This window comes from Providencia sp. PROV261 (genome assembly GCF_028477945.1).
GTDB lineage: Bacteria > Pseudomonadota > Gammaproteobacteria > Enterobacterales > Enterobacteriaceae > Providencia > Providencia stuartii.
Map to the genome: position 1 here is coordinate 29,428 of NZ_JAMPMC010000016.1, position 22,052 is coordinate 51,479.

Here is a 22,052-nt window from a genome sequence, read left to right on the forward strand (position 1 = left end):
ACCGTCAATTGACCCCCATTGATGTTCACACCTATAATTTCCACTAGCGAATGATTTAAACAAATAGGGAACTAACCGTGAATGATAGTGAATTTCACCAACTTGCCGACCAAATGATGGCTTCAATCGAAGAGCATTTGGATAATTATGACGGCGATGCGGATATCGATTGTGAAACGAATGGTGGCGTAATGACGCTCAGTTTTGAAGATGGCAGCAAAATCATCATCAACCGACAAGAACCTTTCCACCAAATTTGGCTCGCCACGAAACAGGGGGGCTATCACTACGATTATAAAGATAACGACTGGGTATGCGACCGTTCAGGCCAACGTTTTACAGATATGCTTGCACAGGCGATTGCTACACAAAGTGGTGAACCTTTCGCATTTTAAAGGCTCATTAATAGTAGTGTGCGCGATGATGAGGTGATGACTCAAAATGCTCTGAGTGTGTCATCTCATCTTTTTCGATATCGAAGGGCCAAGAGCCTCCCGAAAAGGGGATAACTTGGCTTTTGCCTTGATGGTTTACGATTTGATAAAACTGTGGCAGGTTAAAATTAATAAAGCTTGCACCGTATGTGAAGCGATCATGAGATGAGGAGTAGAAGCGGCTCACATCACGCACCAACTCTTCTTTAGAGCCTTCACAATGTGAGTAGATCTCAACACGGTTGGCTTCATCCAACACATAAATATTAAACCCTGTGTTATCCGCTGTATTCTCAAAGAAAAACTGTACGATCCCTTCACTTGCATAACCATCGACAACCGCTGGTAAATGGTTGTTCTCTTTCGCATTGAGTTTTACTGGCCAACCATGGAGTTTGTTATGCGAAATAGCACCATAAAACTCCACCGCATTTTCGAGCTTCTGAACAGAGACGTTTAAGCGTTCAAAGAACAAGCCCCATGTCTGTCCGGCAATGCGCAGGGCTTTGAAACGCCCCGGATCATTACGGTTACTTGATAAACGCAAATCAATACACTCTGATACCAATTGCTGCACACGCGTTCTGACTAGCCCACGCAAATGCTCACTGTAGCAGAACACCTCTACAGCGTCTGGTGGCGCGGCATCTTGGTGCATCTTACCTAAAATGGTTTTAAGTGCTTCTAACATGCACTGCTCGCCACTAAAGTGAAGCGTTCTCACCTCATTCCATGAGTTGCGATACAGCAAATCAATACTGCCGATAAGACAACGCTGCTCTTGACCAAAGCTAAAGACATCTAATTTTCTAAAATCAAAATGCACAACTTGATTCGAATAAACTTGGGTGGGGTCTTGCTCTAAATTGACAATGATAGCCAAATGGCGAATTTCACAGGGGCTATATAATGCTTTGGGCGTCGGTGCTGGTAGGCGTATCGGGAAGTGCCCTGATACGTCATGCATCAACTCCAATAATTTCTTCTCATCACACTGAGATTGCCCATGATGCATATACACCTGAGTATTTTCGGTCAATAACCCATTAAAATAAGCCCATGCGACGAGTTTATTTAAATAACGGTTATATTCGAGCGGCTGATGACCAATAATGGTTTCAATATACGGAGCTTGGTTATATAAGTACCAACCACTACGATTCGCACGACCCGGCGGAACATAAATAAATGTGAGGTGTTGCTCACTAAGATCCGGTGATATTTGTGGGTTCACTAACGTCACTTTACCCGGTAGCGCTTCAAACGCTGCGTATAACTTACGCGTCAATACGCCAATATCTTGTGGGCTAGCACTGACGCTTAAATTATTACGACGCGCAAAACGGATTAAATTACGATAGCTTTGCATCATCGTATCGAGCAATTCATTGTGTGCTTCACGAACTCGTTCAATTTTCCATTGACTACGCGAATCTAACATCGCTAAGCGTTCAGCACCCCATCCCCATGATTCAACTAACTGAGATAGCACATCGCGTCGCCAGCCAGAGCATTCATTTTCTGTATCTTTAGATAATTTTTCACAGACTTTGAGGTAGAAACAGCGGCGGATTAAATCAAGACGGGTGGTATCATTTATTTCAATTAAATAACGGGTGACACGTTCTAACATCAAACAATACGAGTCTAGACCGTAACAAACTATCTCACCCGCATGAAGATGCCGTTTAAATTCTAATGCCAATAACTTACCTTTTGGGTAATCCCACGAATAAGACTCGAGAAGTAAACTTTTTAAGACGGCTTTATAAGGGGAATCGACACTCTTATATAATTGCCATAAGCTAGCCCCGAAATATTCGGCCGCTGACAACTCCCCTAACCCACCGAGATCGAGCCATTCATTTGGCGTCAATACACCTTGTGCATAAAGCGCCATAACATATTCATCGTAATGATGCTCTTCTTCAACTGGCACCATAGTCCATAACAATCTTTTACCTGCCATACGTACTGCGGTGCGGTAAAATTCATCCAGCAATAAAATATGTTGTGTTGAACCACAATCTTCCCCACCGATATGCCCGCTAGCATGATGGCGAAAACGGTTTTCATCGATTAAGAAGACTGTCACATCAATGCCTAAAGAAGCTGCCCACTGCTCGATTAAGGTACATTTTTTTTGTAGCAGGCGTTTCTCTTCGTTATCTAACCATGAGGGATGGCAGACCCAGATATCAATATCGGAGCATTGGCTTTGGCCAACTGAGGAGGTGCTACCCATCGAGTAAATTCCCGTTATCGGTAACTCACCATTCGCTTTTTCTGCGTTGGGAAGATACTTGCCAAATTGGGATAACCAAAGTTTTTGGTCATTGTCGGGGGTGAAGAAGCAAACGCCATAAGGGACATTCCCTTCGATATAACCCGGTATCATAGGGTGATGATAATGAAACAAGACAGGCAGCAGGCTGTAAACCTTACAAAAGGTTTCATCCATTGACGCTGTCGCGCGATCTAACCGAAGTTGGTTTATCGCATCAAGTCTCTGCTTTAAAGTTTCAATATAGAGATACAAGGGATACGCCTGGCTGAATGAACTTAACAACAAATCTGGGTAAAACCCAGCACCCAACAGATAGAAATATATTTAAAATTTTTTTCAAATGAATTGTCGGAAACGTGATCAATTTAACACCTTGCAGCAAAAGGGTAAAGTAGATCACATAATTTTATCTGTGTATTTTTGATACAAATTAATTTTCAACATATTGTATAAAAAGGCTTTTTATTTTTTATAACCCCCGAATATCCCTTGTTTATCAATGGAATAATAACAAATTGTTCGTTCAAAAAACATACATCCAGCGCCTATTTCAAATCTAATTCGCATTGCGCCTATGCTTGAACGCTTCACCACTAGATTGACGTAAATTGAAACTTTTTTACTCCCTGCACAGCACAAATAGCTAAAAAAATAGGGATGGCACTCTCTGTTTACGATGGCTCCCTCTTATTTATCTCAATCATAAAGAGAAGATTTTTATGAATAATGCGCTCTATAAACGGAGGGTTTAGGAGGCCCTAACTGGAAAACCCATCGCTAAAATGTTAAAACTAGGGATAATTGTATGGTTAATCTATGGCAGTTTATGCCTGAGAAAGCAGCGAAATGACATCAACGAATATTGTCCGTATTGCAACACGTAAAAGCCCTTTAGCTCTGTGGCAAGCTTACTTTGTTAAAGAGAAGCTAGAGCAATTTCATCCAGGCTTACAAGTTGAGCTAGTTCCCATGGTCACTAAAGGCGATATCATTCTAGATACGCCACTCGCCAAAGTCGGCGGTAAAGGCCTATTTGTTAAAGAGCTGGAGCTTGCCCTGCTGGAAAAACGGGCCGATATTGCCGTTCACTCAATGAAAGATGTTCCCGTTGAATTCCCTGAGGGCCTAGGGCTGGTGACAATTTGTGAACGTGAAGATCCCCGCGATGCTTTCGTGTCTAATCAATATGATAGTCTTGATGCACTACCGGCGGGCAGTGTCGTTGGTACATCCAGCCTACGCCGCCAATGCCAATTAAGGGAACTACGTCCTGACCTTGTTATCCGTGACCTACGAGGTAATGTTGGTACGCGTCTCTCAAAGCTGGATAACGGGGAATATGATGCCATCATTTTGGCTGTCGCTGGGCTGAAACGGTTAGGTCTAGAAGCGCGAATTCGTACAGCATTAGCACCTGAGCAATCTCTGCCCGCAGTTGGGCAAGGTGCGGTGGGCATCGAATGCCGCCTAGATGATGAACGCACTCGCCAACTACTTGAAAAGCTTAATGATGATAATACTTCTGTCTGTGTGCTTGCTGAACGTGCAATGAACATGCGCCTTGAAGGCGGCTGCCAAGTGCCTATCGGTAGCTATGCAATTTGGCAAGATGGACAAATTTGGCTACGTGCACTAGTTGGCGCGCCTGATGGCAGTCAAGTTATCCGTGGGGAACGTTTAACCACACCAGAGCAAGCCACTCAAGCAGGTATCTCCCTCGCTGAGGAGCTGCTTGATAAAGGTGCACGTGAAATACTGGCGGAAGTTTACCAAGGAAATCCGCCAGCATGAAGGTATTAGTCACTCGGCCGGAGCCTGCTGGCTCTGAGCTTGTTGCTGCCATCAAAGCAAAAGGGGCAGAAGCATTCGCTTTGCCACTTATTCAGGTGGGGCCGGGGGCTGAATTAGACTTACTCGGATCACGTCTTCAACAGCTCACTCAAAATGATTTAGTTTTTCTTTTATCTAAAAATGCGGTCTGGTATGCAGATTTAACCCTTAAACAAGCGGGACGCAACTGGTCAGATAAGTTATCCTATTATGGGATCGGTCGTTCAACTGGTCAGTATTTTGAGGCGCTAACAAACAAAATGATCCGCTGGCCTGAGCATGGCGAAACCAGCGAAGCATTGCTAAGCCTTCCTGAATTACAGTTTCTTGAAGGGAAACGTGCGCTGCTCTTACGGGGCAATGGTGGTAGGGAACTCCTCGCCTCTACGTTACGGTCTAGGGGAGCGCAGGTGGAATATTGCGAATGTTATACAAGACACCCTGTTTTGTATGATAAAGCAGAGTTTAATCAACAATGGGTTAATAAGGGCATTACAGATATTGTTATCAGTAGTGGTCAAATGTTAGCCTTATTAAATGAATTGATCGCTGAAAATACAAAAGCATGGTGGTTTAATCGCCGTTTATTGGTTGTCAGCGAACGGATTGCAGACCAAGCTCGCCAAATTGGCTGGCAACAGGTCTGTGTGGCAAATAGCGCAGATAATAATGCTTTATTAGAAGCATTACTCTCAACCGACATGGGATGCTAATTTATGACGGAACACAATAAATCTACCGAAACGGTCAACAACGATACTGTCGCGGATACCCCAAACAACCGCCAAACTAAGCCGTCTTCGGAGCAAAAACGTTCTGGTCTCATCGGTAGTGCCATCGCTATCGCTATTATCATCGCTATCGGCGGTGGTATTTATTATTTTACTCAACAAAGTAATACACAACTCGCTAATGAAAATAGTGAGTTAAAAAAACAGTTGAGTGAATTAATTGAACAACAAAAAGCGGATAGGCAACGTTTAGATTCTCTGGTCGCTTCACAGTCAGCACTAAGCTCACAAGCTCGCGAGTATGAAGATCAACTAAACCGCCGTATGCAAGAGCTACAAGCGCACGTCAATGCATTATCCAGTTCAGACGTAAAAAGCTGGTTACTGGCGCAAGCTGACTTTATGGTCAAAATGGCAGGCAGAAAATTGTGGAATGATCACGACCCAGTTACTGCCGCCGTACTTTTGAAAAGCGCCGATTCCAGCCTTGCAGAGATGAATGATCCTAGCCTTTTGGATATTCGTAAAGCGATTAAAAATGATATTGCTAGCTTAGCGGCTATCAACCAAGTCGATTACGACGGTATTATTCTACGTTTGAACCAGTTAAGTAATGAAGTTGACAACTTGCGCCTAAACGATATCAATAGCGGTGATGCCAAAGTTGATGATGACGAACAGGTCTCCGGTGATATTGCCGACTGGAAACAGAACTTATCACGCAGTTGGAAAAGCTTTACCAGTGATTTTATTACTGTACGTGCTCGTGATGGCTCTGAAGCGCCACTACTTGCGCCAAATCAGGACATCTATTTACGTGAAAACATTCGTTCTCAATTACTCATTGCTGCACAAGCGGTTCCTCGCTATCAAGAAGAGACCTATAAGCAATCTTTAGAGCAAGTCTCTACTTGGGTACGTGCCTATTTTGATGTGAATGCACCGGCAACCAAAGCTTTCCTTGCTGAAGTTGATGAGTTACTTAATCAATCAATCGACACTGAAATGCCTGATACATTAGAAAGTCAGCCAAAACTTGAAAAAGTTATGCAGGCACGTGTTCGTAACCTACTTGCCCAATCAGAGGAAAGTGCAAAAGCGTCAGCAACCCCCGCAGTAAAGGAGGAAAAACAACCTTCTGAAACTGAGGCTAAACCCGAAAAATCAGAAAGTTCGGTCGTTACAGCACCAACTAATGAGCAGAAGGGGTAATTATGATTAAAGTATTCATCCTCTTTATTGTTCTGATCGCAGGCATTATCTTAGGGCCGCTATTAGCCGGTCACCAAGGCTATGTCTTCATCCGTACAGATAATTATGACATTACGACCAGTGTCACCAGTTTAGTTCTGTCTTTTATATTACTACAATTCGTATTGCTCTTTTTAGGTTGGTGCTATCGTCGTTTTATCAGCACAACCTCTCGGACTAAAGGCTGGGTGAGTGGTCGTAAGTACCATAAAGCGCACTCGCAAACCCAAAAAGCCCTCTTAAAGCTAGCTGAAGGGGATTTCGATCAAGTCGAAAAGTTGATGAGTAAGCATGCTGACTTCTCTCAACAGCCTGTTATCAACTACTTACTGGCTGCTGAAGCCGCGCAACAGCGTGGTGATGAATACCGAACTCACCAATATCTCAATAGAGCCGCAGAAGTGGCTGGCAGTGATCAACTGCCTGTAGATATCAGCCGTGTTCGTATTCAATTAGCGGAAGATGAGGTCTATGCGGCTCGAACTGGCATCGACAAACTTCTTGATCAAGCCCCAAGACACCCTGAGATTTTACGCCTTGCCGAGCAAGCCTATCTACGTTCTGGCGCTTATCAAGCACTGATTGAGCTACTGCCTGTCATGGCAAAAGTCCAGCTGCACAGTGAAGATGAGTTAGAAGCCTTAAAGCTCAAAGCTTATAAGGGGTTAATGAACCAGTGTATGGCAGAAAACGGTAGCGAAGGTCTTAAAGATTGGTGGAAAGCACAGCCGCGTAAAATTCGCCATGAAATCGCATTACAATCTTTCTTAGCTGAACATTTAATTGAATGTAATGACATGGAAAGCGCTGAGAAAATTATTATTGATGGCTTAAAGCAACAATATGATGAGCGCTTATTACTGTTAGCCCCAAGGCTACGTAGTGATAAACCAGAGCAACTGGAAAAAGTGTTAAAACAGTTGGTTAAACAATCTGGAGCAACGCCATTACTCAATAGCACAATGGGGCAAATCGCCTTGCAGCATGCGCAATGGGAACACGCGGAGTCTTATTTCAAAGCAGCATTAGCACAGCGTTTCGATGCACACGACGCCGCTTGGCTAGCCGATGCGCTAGATAAGCTACATAAAGCCGAAGAAGCTGCAAAAATTCGCCAAGAAGCGTTGCTACATTCACTGAAGAAAGATCGAAGTTAATAACCGTAGCAATAAATATTTATAATAAAAAAGCTCCGTTCATATGCGGAGCTTTTTATTTGTTATTATTCCTTCTAAAAAGAATCATAGTTAATTGAATATTTTTTATTAACCATCTTATGATTAATAGCCAACCTACTTATTAAACCCATCTAAAAAAGAACTTAACTGTGCATTATGAAATTAAAAGCGCACAAATAAAGCTGAAAAATAATTGATTTTCGCATAACATCAAACAAAGCAACTGTTGTTCTGTAATATATCATTTACATAGTGTATAAATAATACATTGCCTTTGATTTAACCGGACTCAGGATATCTACATGAATGTAATTAAAACTATTTGGTGCTGGATTATTGCAACCCCAAATCGACTGCAAATATTTTTTGATCTTTTACTTCTCATTTTGTCACCCTTTGTTTTTATCACGATTATCGGTTTCAATACCGTTGATTTAAACAAAGACATCTTCATCATTACATTCATTATTCTTTGCTATACCTACATTACTCGTTGGTTTAGCAAATGGTTCTGTAACAGAAAAAATTAATCTAATGTATGATGTGAACTGATTTCCTCAAGCAACAAAATACGGTTCAAGAGGGGATCAGTTTTGGCTGATGAGTTCGCATGCAAAAAAAAAACACCTGCCAACAATGACAGGTGTAAATATACAATCAGGTCTACAGACGGATGGTGCCTCACTCAACGTTTCGTCCATGGGTTGATGAGAAGAGGATGAGCTCTTGTTCATCTATATTGGACAATAGGCACCGATAATCGGCTTTGCATCATTCCTAGATTTATGAAGCATTGCTATCATAATGAGTGGAATGAGCATCTACATAATAAGTAATGCAGGATGCGTGCCAACTTTTCCAAAACAGAAATATGGCTATTTTTTATCCCGTTTTTTTAGCAAGCCTGCGAGATGACATCGTTTTTTTCAAATATCCACTATTTTAGCCAGCGATACTCGCTATCCATCATGACGACAGCCCGACTTCGCTGTCTCAATTCAGAGACACCAAATAACTATTAGTTATTTATTAATATAAATCATGATGTTATATGTCTCCATTTGGAGACAGCAAAATATAGCTTTGTATCTATTTTACGACATCAACTATTATCAATGAAAAATAACCAATAAAAGCAATTAATTAGAGATAGTTTATTCCCCCCAAATAGCACGTCCAGTCTGCATTTAAAAACAGTGAAAAACATAGGGAAGTAAACAACATTTCAGGTCGAGGGATAATGACCACACAACAATCAAGTGCGAAAGATTAGATAAGCTAGGAGAGGAAAAGGATTGATTCCGCCGATAATGGGTATGCGCTAAAAAGCAAAAACCCCGCTTATTCAAAGCGGGGTTTTCTAAATTTGGTCGGCGAGAGAGGATTCGAACCTCCGACCCACTGGTCCCAAACCAGTTGCGCTACCAAGCTGCGCTACTCGCCGATACTATTTGAATTTTCTTCACTCTTTTCGTGGTGCGAAAGGGGGGACTTGAACCCCCACGTCCTGAGGACACTAACACCTGAAGCTAGCGCGTCTACCAATTCCGCCACCCTCGCAATGTCACAAAAGAATGGGGTGGCTAATGGGACTCGAACCCACGACAACTGGAATCACAATCCAGGGCTCTACCAACTGAGCTATAGCCACCATAACTTCACTTTATTCAAAGTGTTGCTATTATACTACATACAACATTGTCTTGCCAACCGTAGCCGCACGCTAATTTAATGGCGCGCCCGACAGGATTCGAACCTGAGACCTCTGCCTCCGGAGGGCAGCGCTCTATCCAGCTGAGCTACGGGCGCTTAACGCCGTTGCGGGTGTGGATAGTACGGATTTAATCACTCCCTGTCTAGTCCTTTTTTCAATAAAAATATCGATTGCTTGCCTTTTGCTCGTTTTGTCGATAAAGAGAGCATTTTTCCTCTCTTTATCACGAAAATGTTAAATAAAAATATCATCAAGAGTGGATTGTACTATCGCCTTTACCACGATTGATGATCCGGAGCAAAAAGTACAGGATAGACACTACCGCTAAAAAGATAGCGCCAACAATTAACGATAACCGCGTCTCAGGGTTAATCGCCATCCCTACCAACACACAAACTAAAAACAGTAAGGTGGCATAGTTCACCCAAGGAAATAAAATGGATTTAAATGGGTGTTGAGCTAGCTTATCTTTGTTTTGCTGACGAAAGCGGAGCTGACTAGTCAAAATAACCAACCAAGGCACCATACCGGGTAGAACGCTCGCACTATAGACATAAACAAAGACTTTCTCTGAGTCAGGAATAATATAATTTAAACTTGAGCCGACTAATAGGCACAGTATCGTGAAGCCAACACAGCGCGCTGGCACGCCATTACGTGTGAGTTTCAATAATGAAGGTGGTAGTTGCTTGTTTTGAGCTAACGCATACAGCATTCGCCCTCCACTGTACATGCCACTATTACAACCGGACAACGCGGCAGTTAGTACGACAAAGTTAATGACAGCCGCCGCCGAAACAATACCAACTTTCGCAAAGGTCAGTACAAATGGGCTACCTTGTTGACCAACTTCAGTCCAAGGAAACAAAGTCACGACAATAAAAATGGCGCCGACATAAAAAATTAAAATACGCCATAGAATATTATTGATCGCCTTTTTCAACGTAACCTGTGGATTTTTAGCTTCACCGGCGGTGATCCCCACTAGCTCTACCCCTTGGTAAGAAGCGACAACAATACATAATGCAAACAGGAACCCTTTCCAACCCCCCGCAAAAAAACCGCCATGCTCTGTTAAATTACCAAGGCCTATTGGCTCAAAATGGTTACCGATCCCAAGGAATATTAGCCCTAAGCCGATTAAAATCATGACAACAATAGTTGTCACCTTTATCATCGCAAACCAAAATTCTAGCTCACCATACAACCTAACCGCCGCAAGGTTCGCTAAGGCCACCAAGATAACAGCGGTTAAGGCAAATACCCACTGAGGTGCATCGGGGAACCAATAGGAAGCATAAGAGCCGATGGCGGTGATCTCTGAGATACCCACAGCCACCCACATAAACCAGTAGCCCCACGCCGTTAAACATCCCCAAAATGGGCTTAAATATTTATAACCAAAGGCAGCAAAAGAGCCTGTCACAGGCTCTACAAACAACATTTCCCCCATTGAGCGCATAATAAAAAAGACAAAAATGCCTGCAATAATATAGGCTAACAATACTGAAGGACCTGCCCACTTTAAGGTGCTCGCTGATCCCATAAAAAGGCCAACACCGATTGTTCCACCTAGTGCAATCAGCTCAATATGACGTGCCTCTAAGCCTCGCTGTAGCCCTTGCTGTGAATTCTCCATAAATTCCCCTGTCGTAACAAAAAAGATAAATCATGGCTTATGAGTATTTATAGTAATAAGCACAATCAATATTCATAAAAAGACTGTTTTATCAGTCGAAAAAAATGACATATTTCAGTGTTTGAACCGAAAGCTCGTAACTTACATGTATTTTTGATGAATTATAGGAATAATTGAAGAAAGAGACCAGAAGTAACGTTTATGTTATTAAAGGGAGGTGAAAATTGACAAGATGGTGACATGTCACAGCGCAATAAAGGTAACTTACGCCGTGACATGCTATGCCAAACTACAGCTTGCCACCATAGTAGTAAGCTAAAAATTTCAACAATTTAAACTGTCTTTTAATGCGGGTCGGCTGAGATAATAAGCGATATAACCACTCTAACCCTAAATTTTGCCAGACTTTAGGGGCGCGTTTTACGTGCCCAGTAAAGACATCGTAAGTGCCACCAACGCCCATATAGAGTGCATCTGGGTAAACTTTTCGACAATCGCGCATTAAGATCTCTTGCTTGGGTGACCCCATCGCGACTGTTACAATTTTTGCACCGCTGGCTCGAATTCGCTCAAACAGAGCATCTCTATCCTCTGCCGTAAAATAGCCATTTTGTGAGCCAACAATATTCACATTCCACTGTGCTCGTAGCTTATTCTCTGTTTGCTCAAGGATCTCCGGCTTACCACCGACTAAAAAAACAGGCGTGCCTTCTTTCCCTGCGCGTTCCATTAACGCTTCCCAAAGATCAGCTCCCGCTACACGAGAGACTTGCGCTTGAGGGTATTTACGGCGAATAGCGCGCACAATACTGATACCATCTGCATAGAGATATTCCGCTTGCCCAAGCAACGTATTTAATGCCGCATCCTTTTCTGCTGTCATCACTTTTTCAGCATTGATAGCCACCAGCGTACCTGATTTTGTTTCACCGTCTGCAAATAGGTGATCCAGAAAATGCGTCATATCTTTGAAGCCCCATATTTGGTGGCCTCTGATACTATATTGTGGAATAGATTGCTGTTCCATAATGCTCCTTTAGCGGTCTCCGCGACGTTGGCTTCCTAAGTAAGAAGCTGTTTTTGCCCGAATAAGCCCCGCACTTTCAAATAACCAGTACAGTAATTTCGCCAGAATCAAACAAAGTCCGAAAATGAGGCAGAAAAAGACTACGCGTGACACGAAGGAGTCGACCCCTTCACGTGCTAACACAATGATGTTAAAAATAGCCCCAAAGCAAAAAGCTTGCATAATGGCGGCTTTATAGCGATTTGACTCTTTTAGGCTCATGCCGTAGATCCAGTCAAACCATTTAATGATTAACCCAACCACAATCGCGCCGAGTAGGATAAATGGCACGCCCCCCATCACCACTAATGAACCAATCAATGTAGGCGAAATTGCCAATCCAGAGTGGTTATTGAGCACTTCCCAAGTAAAGTAGTTTGCTGAGTTCAGTACCGTGTCAGGTCGCTCAGGCCATAACCACGATGGAATGAAGACATAAAAATCACGCACAATAGGCGCCAAACCTTGGAATTCTATCTTGTCATAGTGACTCAACAATAGAGCAAGGTTTTCCCATGGTGAGAAGGTATCTCGGGTCAGATATAAGAAGGTATAAAACGCCTCTGCACCACTCACATCTAGGCCATAGCGTTTTAACGCTAGCCAGAACATACCAATAATACTCGCGACACCTGCCGCCACTAGCATCCAAAGTGTGATCCACCTTCTGACGATACCAATAAACAAAAATAGGGCGAATGCAATAATGATATTGGCTCGCGTTCCGCCAACAATCACATACGTCAGAAAACCGAATGCAACGGTACTGACGAGAAAGAAAAGCCAGCGTTTTTGTGATGGCCGCAAGAAGTACACAATCAACATTGCAGGGATAAAGAAGTAGAAAAAGCGCTTTAGCGCGACCCCTGAAACCTGACTGGAGAATATTTGGCTATACGATTTAAGTTTGAACAGTAAAAAACCATTCTGTAAGAAAAAGATCCCTACTGTCACCACCGCAACCGCAATCAACAATAAGCAGGTTAGGTTCGTTTCCACTTTATTCATGGTGAAGAGCGGTCGCTTAGCAGTGGTCGCACTTTTGGTTAGGCGTGTTTTATAAGCAACATAATAAATAGCATAAAAACTGGTTGCCGCCAGTTGAGCGTAGAGCAAGTACTCAGCCGGAACGACTGCCACATCAAATTGGAAAACCAAAGCACAAGTCAGCGGAAAACCAAAATAAAATGTCAGTAAATACAACAGCGAAAAGAAAATATTAAAATTAAAACGTACACGTCGAAACTCTGTGTAGAGCAGTGTTCCGATAAAGATAATGGAGATTAGATAGACAAGCGATAAGCCCCCTAACTCGGCTAAGGTCATGCCTGCTCCTCCGCAACACCTAAAATCGTTTTCCAACCATCCGTAAAGTTAGGGGCAAAAAAATCGATATGTTGTTTATCCAGCAACGTCATTTGCCGCTGAGCCTCATCAACAAGACCTAACGATAGCTCATCGCCATAGAAAAAGACGGGCACATTCTGTGCCGTTAAATCCTGCCAAAAGGTATTTTGTCGGCTGATCACAAACGGGATACCAAACTGGATCAACAGGCACAGCGTTCCCACCCCTTGCTGGCGATTAAAGATAAAATAGCCTAAATCACATGTCCTCAATAAATCGAGGTAATCCGCAAACGCCATCCGCTCTTTTAAGATACTGACTTGGTCTGCCTTAAATAGCGTTTGAGCCGCCTTCTCGACCTGTTGGATATAAGCTTGGTTATTATCCGGATAACCCATCGGTACGATGACCTTAACTTGCTCACCAAATTGCTGTTTAATCGCGCTCAGAGCCTCTATATGACGATTTGATTGATCACCTGAGTTACCTAATAGGATTGTCAATGTCTCGCCCTGACGCGCTGGACGCTCATTTAACGTCAGAGCAGGATCCATTCGTGTTGGGAAGTATAAAATTGAGGCCGGTACTTTTGGGTTAGATTGCTGGAAATAACATAAATCACCGCGGGTCGCACAAACGTGCCCCACTTTTTTTTGCGCCAAACGACGCAATACATAAAAAAGCTTAAACTTTAATGATTTTGACTCTTCATACAGGTCTGCACCCCAAATATGCCACCAAAACTGGTGAGATTTAATTTTACCAAATAGGAGGGCTAACCAAATCGGCGCGTTAAACTGACCATGAAAGAAAAAACGTTCTCGGCGATCTGCCATTGCACGTTGGATCACCGCATTCGCTATCGCTTTTTTACTTTCAAAAACATCGATATTCAGCTTTGGATATGCAGCCGCAAGCTGAGTATCGCGACTAACCACCATAAAATGGGGTTTTTGTGACGCTGTATTTTCCTTACAGATCACGTCATTAAAAAACGTCAACACCGTTTGATTATGGTGAGGGAGTTCAGATCCCAGTACATGTATTAAGGTTGTCATACTCGCCTACGGTAAATCAAAAATACGCAACAACAGAGGAGAAAATACACGATATATGTCGCCATATAGGCTTGTGTTGCCCCTACAGCCCCGTGCATAGGTATCAGCCAATGGGAAAAGCCCATTAAGAGAATAAACTGGCTCACCTCAGTTAAAATATAAAAACGCAATGCCGCCTTCGCAATCACAAGATAACCAAAGACATATGCACCGACTTTCAGCACATCGCCCACTAATTGCCATGCGAATAAGTCTCGCATTCCATTAAATTTTTCAGAAAACAGCAACCAAATCGCAAAGTCACGTAATAGCCACACCATAAAACTGGCTACGGCGACAGCAGGTAACACAAATTTTAACGTCTTAAGGATCTCAGCAGAAATTTCATTTTTATGTTGTAGCCGAGAGAGTGTAGGCAGCAAATACACAGAAAATGTCGCGGTAATAAACTGCAAGTAAGCATCTGAAATTGTGCTAACCCCTGTCCATAAGCCTACATCATCCCAACTATATTGTGCTGCGAGCAAATTCCGCATCATGATATAGGCAACGGGCAAAGTCACCGACGTAATTAACGCCATAATGGTAAATTTGCCTAGGTTAGTCGCCACGGCTTTATCCCAAGCAGGCTTTAACATCGATAATGCAAACCGCTTACGGCGAATCATCATCAAGGCAGCAGGTAAAACCACTAATGCAGGAACCAATGCCAAGCCAGCTAAAGCGCCATCATAACCACCTAATGTGTAGCATAAATAATAGGCAACTACACCAATTATACTCCCAAAGATAATCGATTGAGCATTACCCGATGCGTCTCGATAACCTTTAAGGATCGCCAAGAAGTAGTTAGCGTAAGCAATGCCCATCTGAATAAAGGCAACCGCCTGAATAACAGATTGATAGTCCTTGCTGTCGAATAGCCCTTCACTTATTGGGCCACTAAAAAACAGGAATATCAGCGCTAATAGTGTCGAAAAACCAAGAATAAGTGTTGATGATGTCCCTAATACCGCACGTAACTTTTCAGGGTCTTGATGGTGTTCTGCGACATATTTAGTCACACCATTAAAAATACCCGCTCCCGATAAAACACCCAACACTGTGATTAACTGGCGGAAGTTCCCCGCCAGACCAACCCCACTCGGGCCAAACGTGACTGCTAATAATTTGACGATAAGTAGGCCTGCCCCGATTTTTATCAGGGTAGACCCAGCAGTCCAAACTGAAGCTTTGGCTAACGACATTAGGCAAAAAACGCCTTAATTTTTGCAATTACCGTTTGTTGTTCATCATCTGTCATATTGTAGAACATAGGCAGACGCACTAAACGGTCACTTTCACTGGTCGTATAACGGTCTTCACCGTGGAAACGTCCAAATTCTTCCCCAGCAGGGCTAGTATGCAACGCAACATAGTGGAACACCGTTAAAACGCCATTTGATTTCATGTATTCATTAAAAGCAGTACGCTCTTCAACATCTTTTAGCTTGATGTAGAACATATGGGCGTTATGCACTAACCCTTCGGGCACGATAGGTAATGCAAGTTTACCTTCCTGCGCTAATGGTGATAACGCCTCATAGTAGCGTTGCCATAGTAACAATCGGCGATCATTGATTTTTTCAGCTTCTTCAAGCTGAGCCCACAAATAAGCCGCTTGTAAATCTGACAAGAGATAGCTGGAACCAATATCACGCCAAGTGTACTTATCTACCTGACCACGGAAAAACTGACTGCGGTTAGTTCCTTTTTCACGGATCACTTCGGCACGGTTAATCAACGACTTATCATTGACCAGTGTTGCCCCGCCTTCACCACCTGACGAGTAGTTTTTCGTTTCGTGGAAACTATAGCAGCCGATATGACCAATAGTACCTAATGCTCGGCCTTTGTATGTCGACATAACACCTTGTGCCGCATCTTCAATCACAAATAGGTTATGTTTTTTCGCGATAGCCATGATGGTATCCATTTCGCAAGCGACGCCCGCATAATGGACTGGAACGATAGCACGAGTACGTTCGGTGATTGCAGCTTCAATTTTTGTTTCATCCATGTTCATGGTGTCTGGACGTACATCCACGAAAACAATGGTAGCCCCTCTTAATACAAACGCATTTGAGGTAGAAACGAAGGTAAAGCTTGGCATGATCACTTCATCACCAGGCTTGATGTTAATTAGGATCGCCGCCATCTCTAACGAAGCGGTACAAGAAGGTGTTAACTGGACTTTAGGGCAATCAAAGCGCTTTTCCATCCACTCTTCACAACGTTTTGTAAAACCACCATCACCACATAGCTTGCCGCTTTCCATGGCTTGCTTCATATACGTTAATTCAGTTCCTACAACGGGTGGTTTATTAAATGGAATCATGTTGTCCCCTATATAACCAATAAGCAGTGCTAGCAACCGAAGCACCACTACGTGAATAAAGATTTAATGCCGCAATGTTGCTGATTTGGGTAGCCACATTTAACTGTCTTTTTTCGTGTTGCTCACACCAGACAACGGCTGCGGACATCAATTTACGGCCAATTCCTCGCCCAGTAGCGCTAGGCATAACAGCGAGTAGGCCGATACGCGCTATGTCATCATCAAGGTGTCTCAAACTCACAAAGCCTAAGATATCCCCCGACGCGTCTTTTACTAATAAACAAGTATGGTCAAATGTGCCTAAAACCGCTTTTTCTATCCATAGTGCATAAAAACGCCCACTGTCGCCTTCACGATACCAAGGAGACCGAAAACGGCTTTGGCTAAACACTTGTGCCGCCGCATGGCGTAATACAGGAATATCTTCCGCAACAGCGGGTTCAACCCGATCTGTTGCCACTAATCGACTTTTTAAATAAGCATTTTCTGTGCCAATAGTCAGCGCAAAATCAATTTCACCTTCGACGAGAGAGAAACCAAGCTGCATTAGCCCATCTAAACGCTCAGTATCACTAGCAAGTATCTTGGCTTGAGTAATAGCATAACCGTCTAATTGGCTTGCAAGAACCGTCTCAGCGTGTGGCGCTGCGAAATCTAATTTCGCCGTAGGGAGTCCGAAAAAATCAGACTCCCATTGTAGACAATCAATACTGGCGCGGACGGACACGGAGGAGATCCTCTAAATATTGGCCATAACCCGTTTTACTCAGTTGTTTTGCCGATGCCTGAACTTGCTCATCAGACAACCAACCATTACGCCATGCAATTTCTTCTAAACAAGCAACTTTGAAACCTTGACGTTTTTCAACCGTTTGTACAAAAGTACCCGCTTCAATTAAGCTATCGTGAGTGCCCGTATCTAGCCATGCAAAGCCACGCCCCAACAGTTCGACGTTTAGCTCACCTTTGTCCAAATACATTTGGTTGATAGAGGTAATTTCCAGCTCCCCTCGCTCTGAAGGTTTCACCTGCTTAGCGAAATCAACGACCTGATTATCGTAGAAATAAAGTCCCGTCACCGCCCAGTTAGAAAGCGGCTTTTTCGGTTTTTCTTCGATGGATAACACTTTGAAGTCATCATCAAACTCCACCACACCAAAACGCTCTGGATCCATGACTTGATAACCAAATACTGTGGCACCTTGTGTTCTTGCCGCAACGGATTTCAGTTTTGGACTAAATGAATGACCAAAGAAGATGTTGTCACCTAGCACCAAGCAGCATGCATCACCATTGATAAACTCTTCACCAATAATAAACGCTTGAGCAAGGCCATCCGGTGAAGGCTGCTCGGCATAACTCAGCTGAATGCCAAACTCATGTCCATCACCAAGTAAGCGTTTAAACATGGGCAGATCATCCGGAGTAGAAATAATCAATATCTCCCGGATCCCTGCCAACATCAGTACTGACAATGGATAATAGATCATCGGTTTATCATAGATAGGTAATAACTGTTTCGAGATGCCCCGTGTAATCGGATGCAAACGCGTTCCCGAACCACCAGCCAATATAATCCCTTTCATGATCCCCCCTTAAGCGCCTAAACCAAGGCGTTCTCCTGCATAAGAACCATCTTGCACACGACGCCACCAAGTTTCGTTATTCAGATACCACTGCACTGTCTTACGGATCCCTGATTCGAATGTTTCTTGAGGCGTCCAACCTAATTCACGTGCGATTTTATCGGCATCAATGGCATAGCGCATGTCATGACCCGGCCTATCCGTCACATAAGTGATAAGGTCACGGTAATGTGCAACCCCTTCTGGCTTCTGCGGATGAAGTTCTTCAAGTAGCTCACAAATAGTCTCGACCACATCAATATTACGACGTTCATTGTGACCACCAATGTTATAAGTGGTACCCGGCTGTGCTGTCGTTGCCACCAAATATAAGGCGCGAGCATGGTCTTCAACAAATAACCAATCGCGGATCTGCTCACCTTTGCCATAAACAGGTAATGGCTTACCTGCTAACGCATTGATGATAATCAGTGGGATCAGTTTTTCTGGAAAATGGTATGGCCCATAATTATTTGAGCAATTGGTGATCATGGTTGGCAGGCCATAAGTACGCTGCCAAGCCCGCACTAAATGGTCACTCGATGCTTTAGAAGCCGAATAAGGGCTGCTTGGCGCATAAGGCGTGGTTTCAGTAAAGAAACCGTCCGGCCCTTCCAAATCGCCATACACTTCGTCAGTTGAGATGTGATGGAAACGGAATTGCGCTTTTTTCGCGGCATCTAAGCCCATCCAGTAATGACGAGCCGCCTCTAATAGCGTGTATGTACCGACAATATTGGTTTCAATAAAGGCGGCAGGGCCATCAATAGAGCGGTCAACATGGCTTTCTGCGGCTAAATGCATCACGGCATCGGGTTGATATTTCGCAAAAACGCGGTCTAACTCAGCGCGATGGCAAATATTCACTTGCTCAAACGCATAGCGGTCGCTATTTGACACCTCACTGAGTGACTCTAAATTGCCCGCATAAGTTAAGCAGTCTACGACAACCGCACTGTCGTTAGTATTTTCAATGATATGACGAACAACCGCAGAGCCGATAAAACCGGCTCCACCTGTGATTAGTATGCGTTTCAACGCCAAACTCCTTTGGTATCCACAACCCATTTTTGCTGAATCAATGAACCTTGAATGGCTTTAAATTGGTTATGATCCACCAGCATTAAAATCACATCAGCATTGGTGATTGCATCTTCAATCGATGCCAGCTCTACAATGCCTTTTAGTGCCGTTGGCAATTCATGGATATGTGGCTCAACCGCATACGTTTTACCTTTATTCCAGCTCGCCACCATTTTCGTGATATGCATCGCTGGGCTTTCACGCAAATCGTCAATATTGGGTTTAAATGATAGACCAAAGCAGGCAATAGTCACTTCGCTCGCCTTTTTACCTGTTTCAGCTAAACAATCTGCCACCGCAGCTTTGACCTGATCAACAACCCAAATTGGTTTGCCATCATTGACTAAACGCGCGGTGTGGATCAAACGAGACTGTTGTGGGTTTTGTGCCACAATGAACCATGGGTCAACGGCAATACAGTGTCCACCAACACCTGGGCCCGGCTGTAGAATATTGACGCGAGGGTGACGATTCGCCAAACGGATCAGTTCCCACACATTGATATCTTGTTCTGCACAAATCAGTGAGAGTTCGTTTGCAAATGCGATGTTCACATCTCGGAAGCTGTTTTCTGTCAGCTTACACATCTCGGCGGTTCTTGCATTCGTGATAACACATTCGCCTTCAAGGAAAATGTTATACAGCTCGCTCGCACGTAATGATGATTTTGGCGTCATACCACCAACAACACGGTCATTTTTAATCAATTCAACCATGACTTGACCCGGTAAGACACGCTCAGGGCAATAAGCCACATCAATATCCGCCGCTTCCCCTGCTTGGTGAGGGAAAGTGAGATCAGGACGCGCTTGAGCCATCCATTCAGACATCTGTTCAGTCGTGCCAACAGGAGAAGTAGACTCTAAAATGACTAAATCCCCTTTTTTCAATACCGGAGCGATAGACTCTGCGGCTGCTCTTACATAAGTAAGATCAGGTTCATGTTCACCTTTAAATGGGGTTGGCACTGCTATCAAATAGGCATCGGCAGGCTGTGGTTTAGTAAAAGCTTTCAGATGACCTGCTTCAACCGCGCTTTTTACGACGAGGTCAAGCTCTGGCTCGACAATATGGATTTTCCCCTGATTAATGGTATCAACCGCATGCTGGTTGACATCAACGCCAATCACTTGCTTTTTGCGTGACGCAAAAGCGGCTGCTGTTGGCAAACCAATATAACCAAGGCCGATAACAGAAATAGTTTCAAAACTCATAATTTCACCTGATTGCTTTTTAGTGCTTCAAGAATACGCTGACAAGCATGACCATCCCCATAGGGGTTATGCGCGCGGCTCATTGCATGATATTCCGCTTCATCTGTCAGTAACCGGTTAACTTCTGCAACAATTTTTTGTGTATCTGTACCCACAAGACGCACTGTTCCAGCTTCAACAGCTTCAGGACGTTCTGTGGTATCTCTCATAACTAAAACAGGTTTGCCTAGTGATGGCGCCTCTTCTTGGATCCCGCCAGAATCGGTCAAGATCAGGTAGGCATGGTTCATCAAATAGACAAAGGGTAAATACTCCTGAGGAGTAATCAGAATAATATTATCAATGCCATGTAAAATACGTTTTACGGGTTCACTGACATTCGGGTTTAAATGCACAGGGTAAACCACCTGAACATCAGGATGGCTTTGTGCAATTTCAGCCAAGGCATGACAAATACGTTCAAATCCACCACCAAAGCTTTCACGGCGATGGCCTGTGACTAAAATCATTTTCTTATTGGGATCAATAAACGGGTAATTCGCCGCCAATTTATCAGCCATGTGCTGGTCGCTCATCACTTTGTCGCGAACCCACAGCAAAGCATCAATCACACTATTTCCCGTCACAAAAATATGATTGTCGGGAATAGACTCTTTTAGTAAGTTTTGACGCGAATTTTCAGTTGGCGCGAAATGGTACATTGCAAGGTGCCCCGCAATCTTACGATTCGCTTCCTCTGGCCATGGTGAGTAGAGGTTACCTGTACGTAAGCCTGCCTCCACATGGCCAACAGGAATACGGTGGTAGAAAGCCGCTAAGCTCGTTGCCATTGTCGTCGCAGTATCCCCATGCACTAACACCACATCAGGTTGGAAATCGGCAAATACGTTTTTCAACCCTTCAAGAATACGACACGTAATATCGGTTAAATCTTGCCCTGGCTTCATAATATTGAGATCGTAATCGGGAGTAATCTCAAATAGCTTCAGTACCTGATCGAGCATTTCTCGGTGCTGGGCCGTCACACAGACTTTGGCTTCAAAAGCCGCATCCTTAGCAAGTGCATGAACCAACGGTGCCATCTTAATGGCTTCTGGTCGAGTGCCGAATACAGTCAATACTTTCACAGTGACTCTCTTATATTTATCTAATGCAGTTAGCTGCTTTTATTTATAATGACATTACACAGTGGCTGACATCATCGACAGCCACCTATTC

General features: G+C 43.6%; 17 protein-coding genes and 4 tRNA genes. 5 read left to right on the forward strand and 16 right to left on the reverse strand.

Annotated elements, in window-relative coordinates; translation table 11 throughout:
• Window positions 1-77 precede the first annotated feature (77 nt).
• Window positions 78-395, forward strand: coding sequence for an iron donor protein CyaY (gene cyaY / locus PR675_RS11460; protein WP_004915539.1), 318 nt, complete (start codon window positions 78-80; stop codon window positions 393-395).
• 7 nt (window positions 396-402) lie between these two features.
• On the opposite strand, the gene PR675_RS11465 is transcribed toward cyaY, so the two are convergent.
• Window positions 403-2,973, reverse strand: a complete 2,571-nt coding sequence (locus PR675_RS11465; RefSeq protein WP_042116052.1) for a class I adenylate cyclase — start codon at window positions 2,971-2,973, stop codon at window positions 403-405.
• Window positions 2,974-3,567: 594 nt separating this feature from the next.
• Between PR675_RS11465 and hemC the strand changes: the two genes are divergently transcribed.
• From hemC to hemY, 4 genes are read left to right on the forward strand one after another with little or no spacing between them, the layout of a single operon-like run.
• A complete protein-coding gene (gene hemC, locus PR675_RS11470) occupies window positions 3,568-4,512 on the forward strand; it encodes a hydroxymethylbilane synthase (protein WP_004915533.1) in 945 nt (314 codons plus the stop codon).
• Window positions 4,509-5,264 (forward strand): uroporphyrinogen-III synthase, encoded by a 756-nt coding sequence (locus PR675_RS11475; RefSeq protein ID WP_036942617.1) that lies wholly within the window; start codon window positions 4,509-4,511, stop codon window positions 5,262-5,264. The genes hemC and PR675_RS11475 overlap by 4 nt, the downstream gene beginning before the upstream one ends.
• A gap of 3 nt (window positions 5,265-5,267) precedes the next feature.
• A complete protein-coding gene (gene hemX / locus PR675_RS11480) occupies window positions 5,268-6,494 on the forward strand; it encodes a uroporphyrinogen-III C-methyltransferase (protein WP_004915527.1) in 1,227 nt (408 codons plus the stop codon).
• Between the two features lie 2 nt (window positions 6,495-6,496).
• Complete coding sequence (gene hemY / locus PR675_RS11485; protein ID WP_053110824.1) at window positions 6,497-7,690, forward strand: protoheme IX biogenesis protein HemY; 1,194 nt, start codon at window positions 6,497-6,499, stop codon at window positions 7,688-7,690.
• 1,388 nt (window positions 7,691-9,078) lie between these two features.
• Here hemY and PR675_RS11490 read toward each other — a convergent pair.
• The 15 genes from PR675_RS11490 to wecB all read right to left on the reverse strand — a co-directional run bounded on the left by PR675_RS11490 (window position 9,079) and on the right by wecB (window position 21,961).
• Window positions 9,079-9,155, reverse strand: a tRNA-Pro gene (locus PR675_RS11490).
• Between the two features lie 30 nt (window positions 9,156-9,185).
• Window positions 9,186-9,271 (reverse strand) — tRNA-Leu (locus PR675_RS11495).
• Between the two features lie 15 nt (window positions 9,272-9,286).
• Window positions 9,287-9,362: transfer RNA gene (locus PR675_RS11500), tRNA-His, on the reverse strand.
• An 81-nt stretch (window positions 9,363-9,443) separates the two neighbouring features.
• Window positions 9,444-9,520: transfer RNA gene (locus tag PR675_RS11505), tRNA-Arg, on the reverse strand.
• A gap of 155 nt (window positions 9,521-9,675) precedes the next feature.
• Window positions 9,676-11,064, reverse strand: coding sequence for a bifunctional threonine/serine APC transporter ThrP (gene thrP / locus PR675_RS11510; protein ID WP_004915515.1), 1,389 nt, complete (start codon window positions 11,062-11,064; stop codon window positions 9,676-9,678).
• 289 nt (window positions 11,065-11,353) lie between these two features.
• On the reverse strand, window positions 11,354-12,091 hold the full coding sequence (gene wecG, locus PR675_RS11515; protein ID WP_004915511.1) for a lipopolysaccharide N-acetylmannosaminouronosyltransferase: 738 nt from the start codon (window positions 12,089-12,091) through the stop codon (window positions 11,354-11,356).
• Window positions 12,092-12,100: 9 nt separating this feature from the next.
• Window positions 12,101-13,456: an ECA oligosaccharide polymerase gene (gene wzyE, locus PR675_RS11520; RefSeq protein WP_004915508.1), complete on the reverse strand. Its 1,356-nt coding sequence runs from the start codon at window positions 13,454-13,456 to the stop codon at window positions 12,101-12,103.
• Entirely contained in the window at window positions 13,453-14,535 is a 1,083-nt protein-coding gene (locus PR675_RS11525; RefSeq protein WP_014657282.1) for a TDP-N-acetylfucosamine:lipid II N-acetylfucosaminyltransferase, read from the reverse strand. Before PR675_RS11525 ends, wzyE begins: the two co-directional genes overlap by 4 nt.
• Entirely contained in the window at window positions 14,532-15,782 is a 1,251-nt protein-coding gene (gene wzxE, locus PR675_RS11530; RefSeq protein WP_004915501.1) for a lipid III flippase WzxE, read from the reverse strand. Before wzxE ends, PR675_RS11525 begins: the two co-directional genes overlap by 4 nt.
• Window positions 15,782-16,912, reverse strand: coding sequence for a dTDP-4-amino-4,6-dideoxygalactose transaminase (gene rffA, locus PR675_RS11535; RefSeq protein ID WP_004915497.1), 1,131 nt, complete (start codon window positions 16,910-16,912; stop codon window positions 15,782-15,784). The genes wzxE and rffA overlap by 1 nt, the downstream gene beginning before the upstream one ends.
• Window positions 16,899-17,639 (reverse strand): dTDP-4-amino-4,6-dideoxy-D-galactose acyltransferase, encoded by a 741-nt coding sequence (rffC, locus tag PR675_RS11540; RefSeq protein ID WP_060561493.1) that lies wholly within the window; start codon window positions 17,637-17,639, stop codon window positions 16,899-16,901. The genes rffA and rffC overlap by 14 nt, the downstream gene beginning before the upstream one ends.
• A complete protein-coding gene (rfbA, locus tag PR675_RS11545; RefSeq protein WP_004915489.1) occupies window positions 17,617-18,498 on the reverse strand; it encodes a glucose-1-phosphate thymidylyltransferase RfbA in 882 nt (293 codons plus the stop codon). Before rfbA ends, rffC begins: the two co-directional genes overlap by 23 nt.
• A 9-nt stretch (window positions 18,499-18,507) precedes the next feature.
• Window positions 18,508-19,575, reverse strand: a complete 1,068-nt coding sequence (gene rffG, locus PR675_RS11550) for a dTDP-glucose 4,6-dehydratase (RefSeq protein WP_004915487.1) — start codon at window positions 19,573-19,575, stop codon at window positions 18,508-18,510.
• Complete coding sequence (gene wecC, locus PR675_RS11555) at window positions 19,572-20,834, reverse strand: UDP-N-acetyl-D-mannosamine dehydrogenase (protein ID WP_004915484.1); 1,263 nt, start codon at window positions 20,832-20,834, stop codon at window positions 19,572-19,574. Before wecC ends, rffG begins: the two co-directional genes overlap by 4 nt.
• Entirely contained in the window at window positions 20,831-21,961 is a 1,131-nt protein-coding gene (gene wecB, locus PR675_RS11560; RefSeq protein WP_004915481.1) for a non-hydrolyzing UDP-N-acetylglucosamine 2-epimerase, read from the reverse strand. Before wecB ends, wecC begins: the two co-directional genes overlap by 4 nt.
• Window positions 21,962-22,052 lie beyond the last annotated feature (91 nt).

Coding starts and splice junctions, on each gene's coding strand:
- thrP (WP_004915515.1), bottom strand. CDS start 11,064: ATGGAGAATTCACAGCAAGGGCTACAGCGAGGCTTAGAGGCACGTCAT.
- rffA (WP_004915497.1), bottom strand. CDS start 16,912: ATGATTCCATTTAATAAACCACCCGTTGTAGGAACTGAATTAACGTAT.
- hemX (WP_004915527.1), top strand. CDS start 5,268: ATGACGGAACACAATAAATCTACCGAAACGGTCAACAACGATACTGTC.
- hemY (WP_053110824.1), top strand. CDS start 6,497: ATGATTAAAGTATTCATCCTCTTTATTGTTCTGATCGCAGGCATTATC.
- wzyE (WP_004915508.1), bottom strand. CDS start 13,456: ATGACCTTAGCCGAGTTAGGGGGCTTATCGCTTGTCTATCTAATCTCC.
- PR675_RS11525 (WP_014657282.1), bottom strand. CDS start 14,535: ATGACAACCTTAATACATGTACTGGGATCTGAACTCCCTCACCATAAT.
- rfbA (WP_004915489.1), bottom strand. CDS start 18,498: ATGAAAGGGATTATATTGGCTGGTGGTTCGGGAACGCGTTTGCATCCG.
- PR675_RS11475 (WP_036942617.1), top strand. CDS start 4,509: ATGAAGGTATTAGTCACTCGGCCGGAGCCTGCTGGCTCTGAGCTTGTT.
- wecC (WP_004915484.1), bottom strand. CDS start 20,834: ATGAGTTTTGAAACTATTTCTGTTATCGGCCTTGGTTATATTGGTTTG.
- hemC (WP_004915533.1), top strand. CDS start 3,568: ATGACATCAACGAATATTGTCCGTATTGCAACACGTAAAAGCCCTTTA.
- wzxE (WP_004915501.1), bottom strand. CDS start 15,782: ATGTCGTTAGCCAAAGCTTCAGTTTGGACTGCTGGGTCTACCCTGATA.
- wecG (WP_004915511.1), bottom strand. CDS start 12,091: ATGGAACAGCAATCTATTCCACAATATAGTATCAGAGGCCACCAAATA.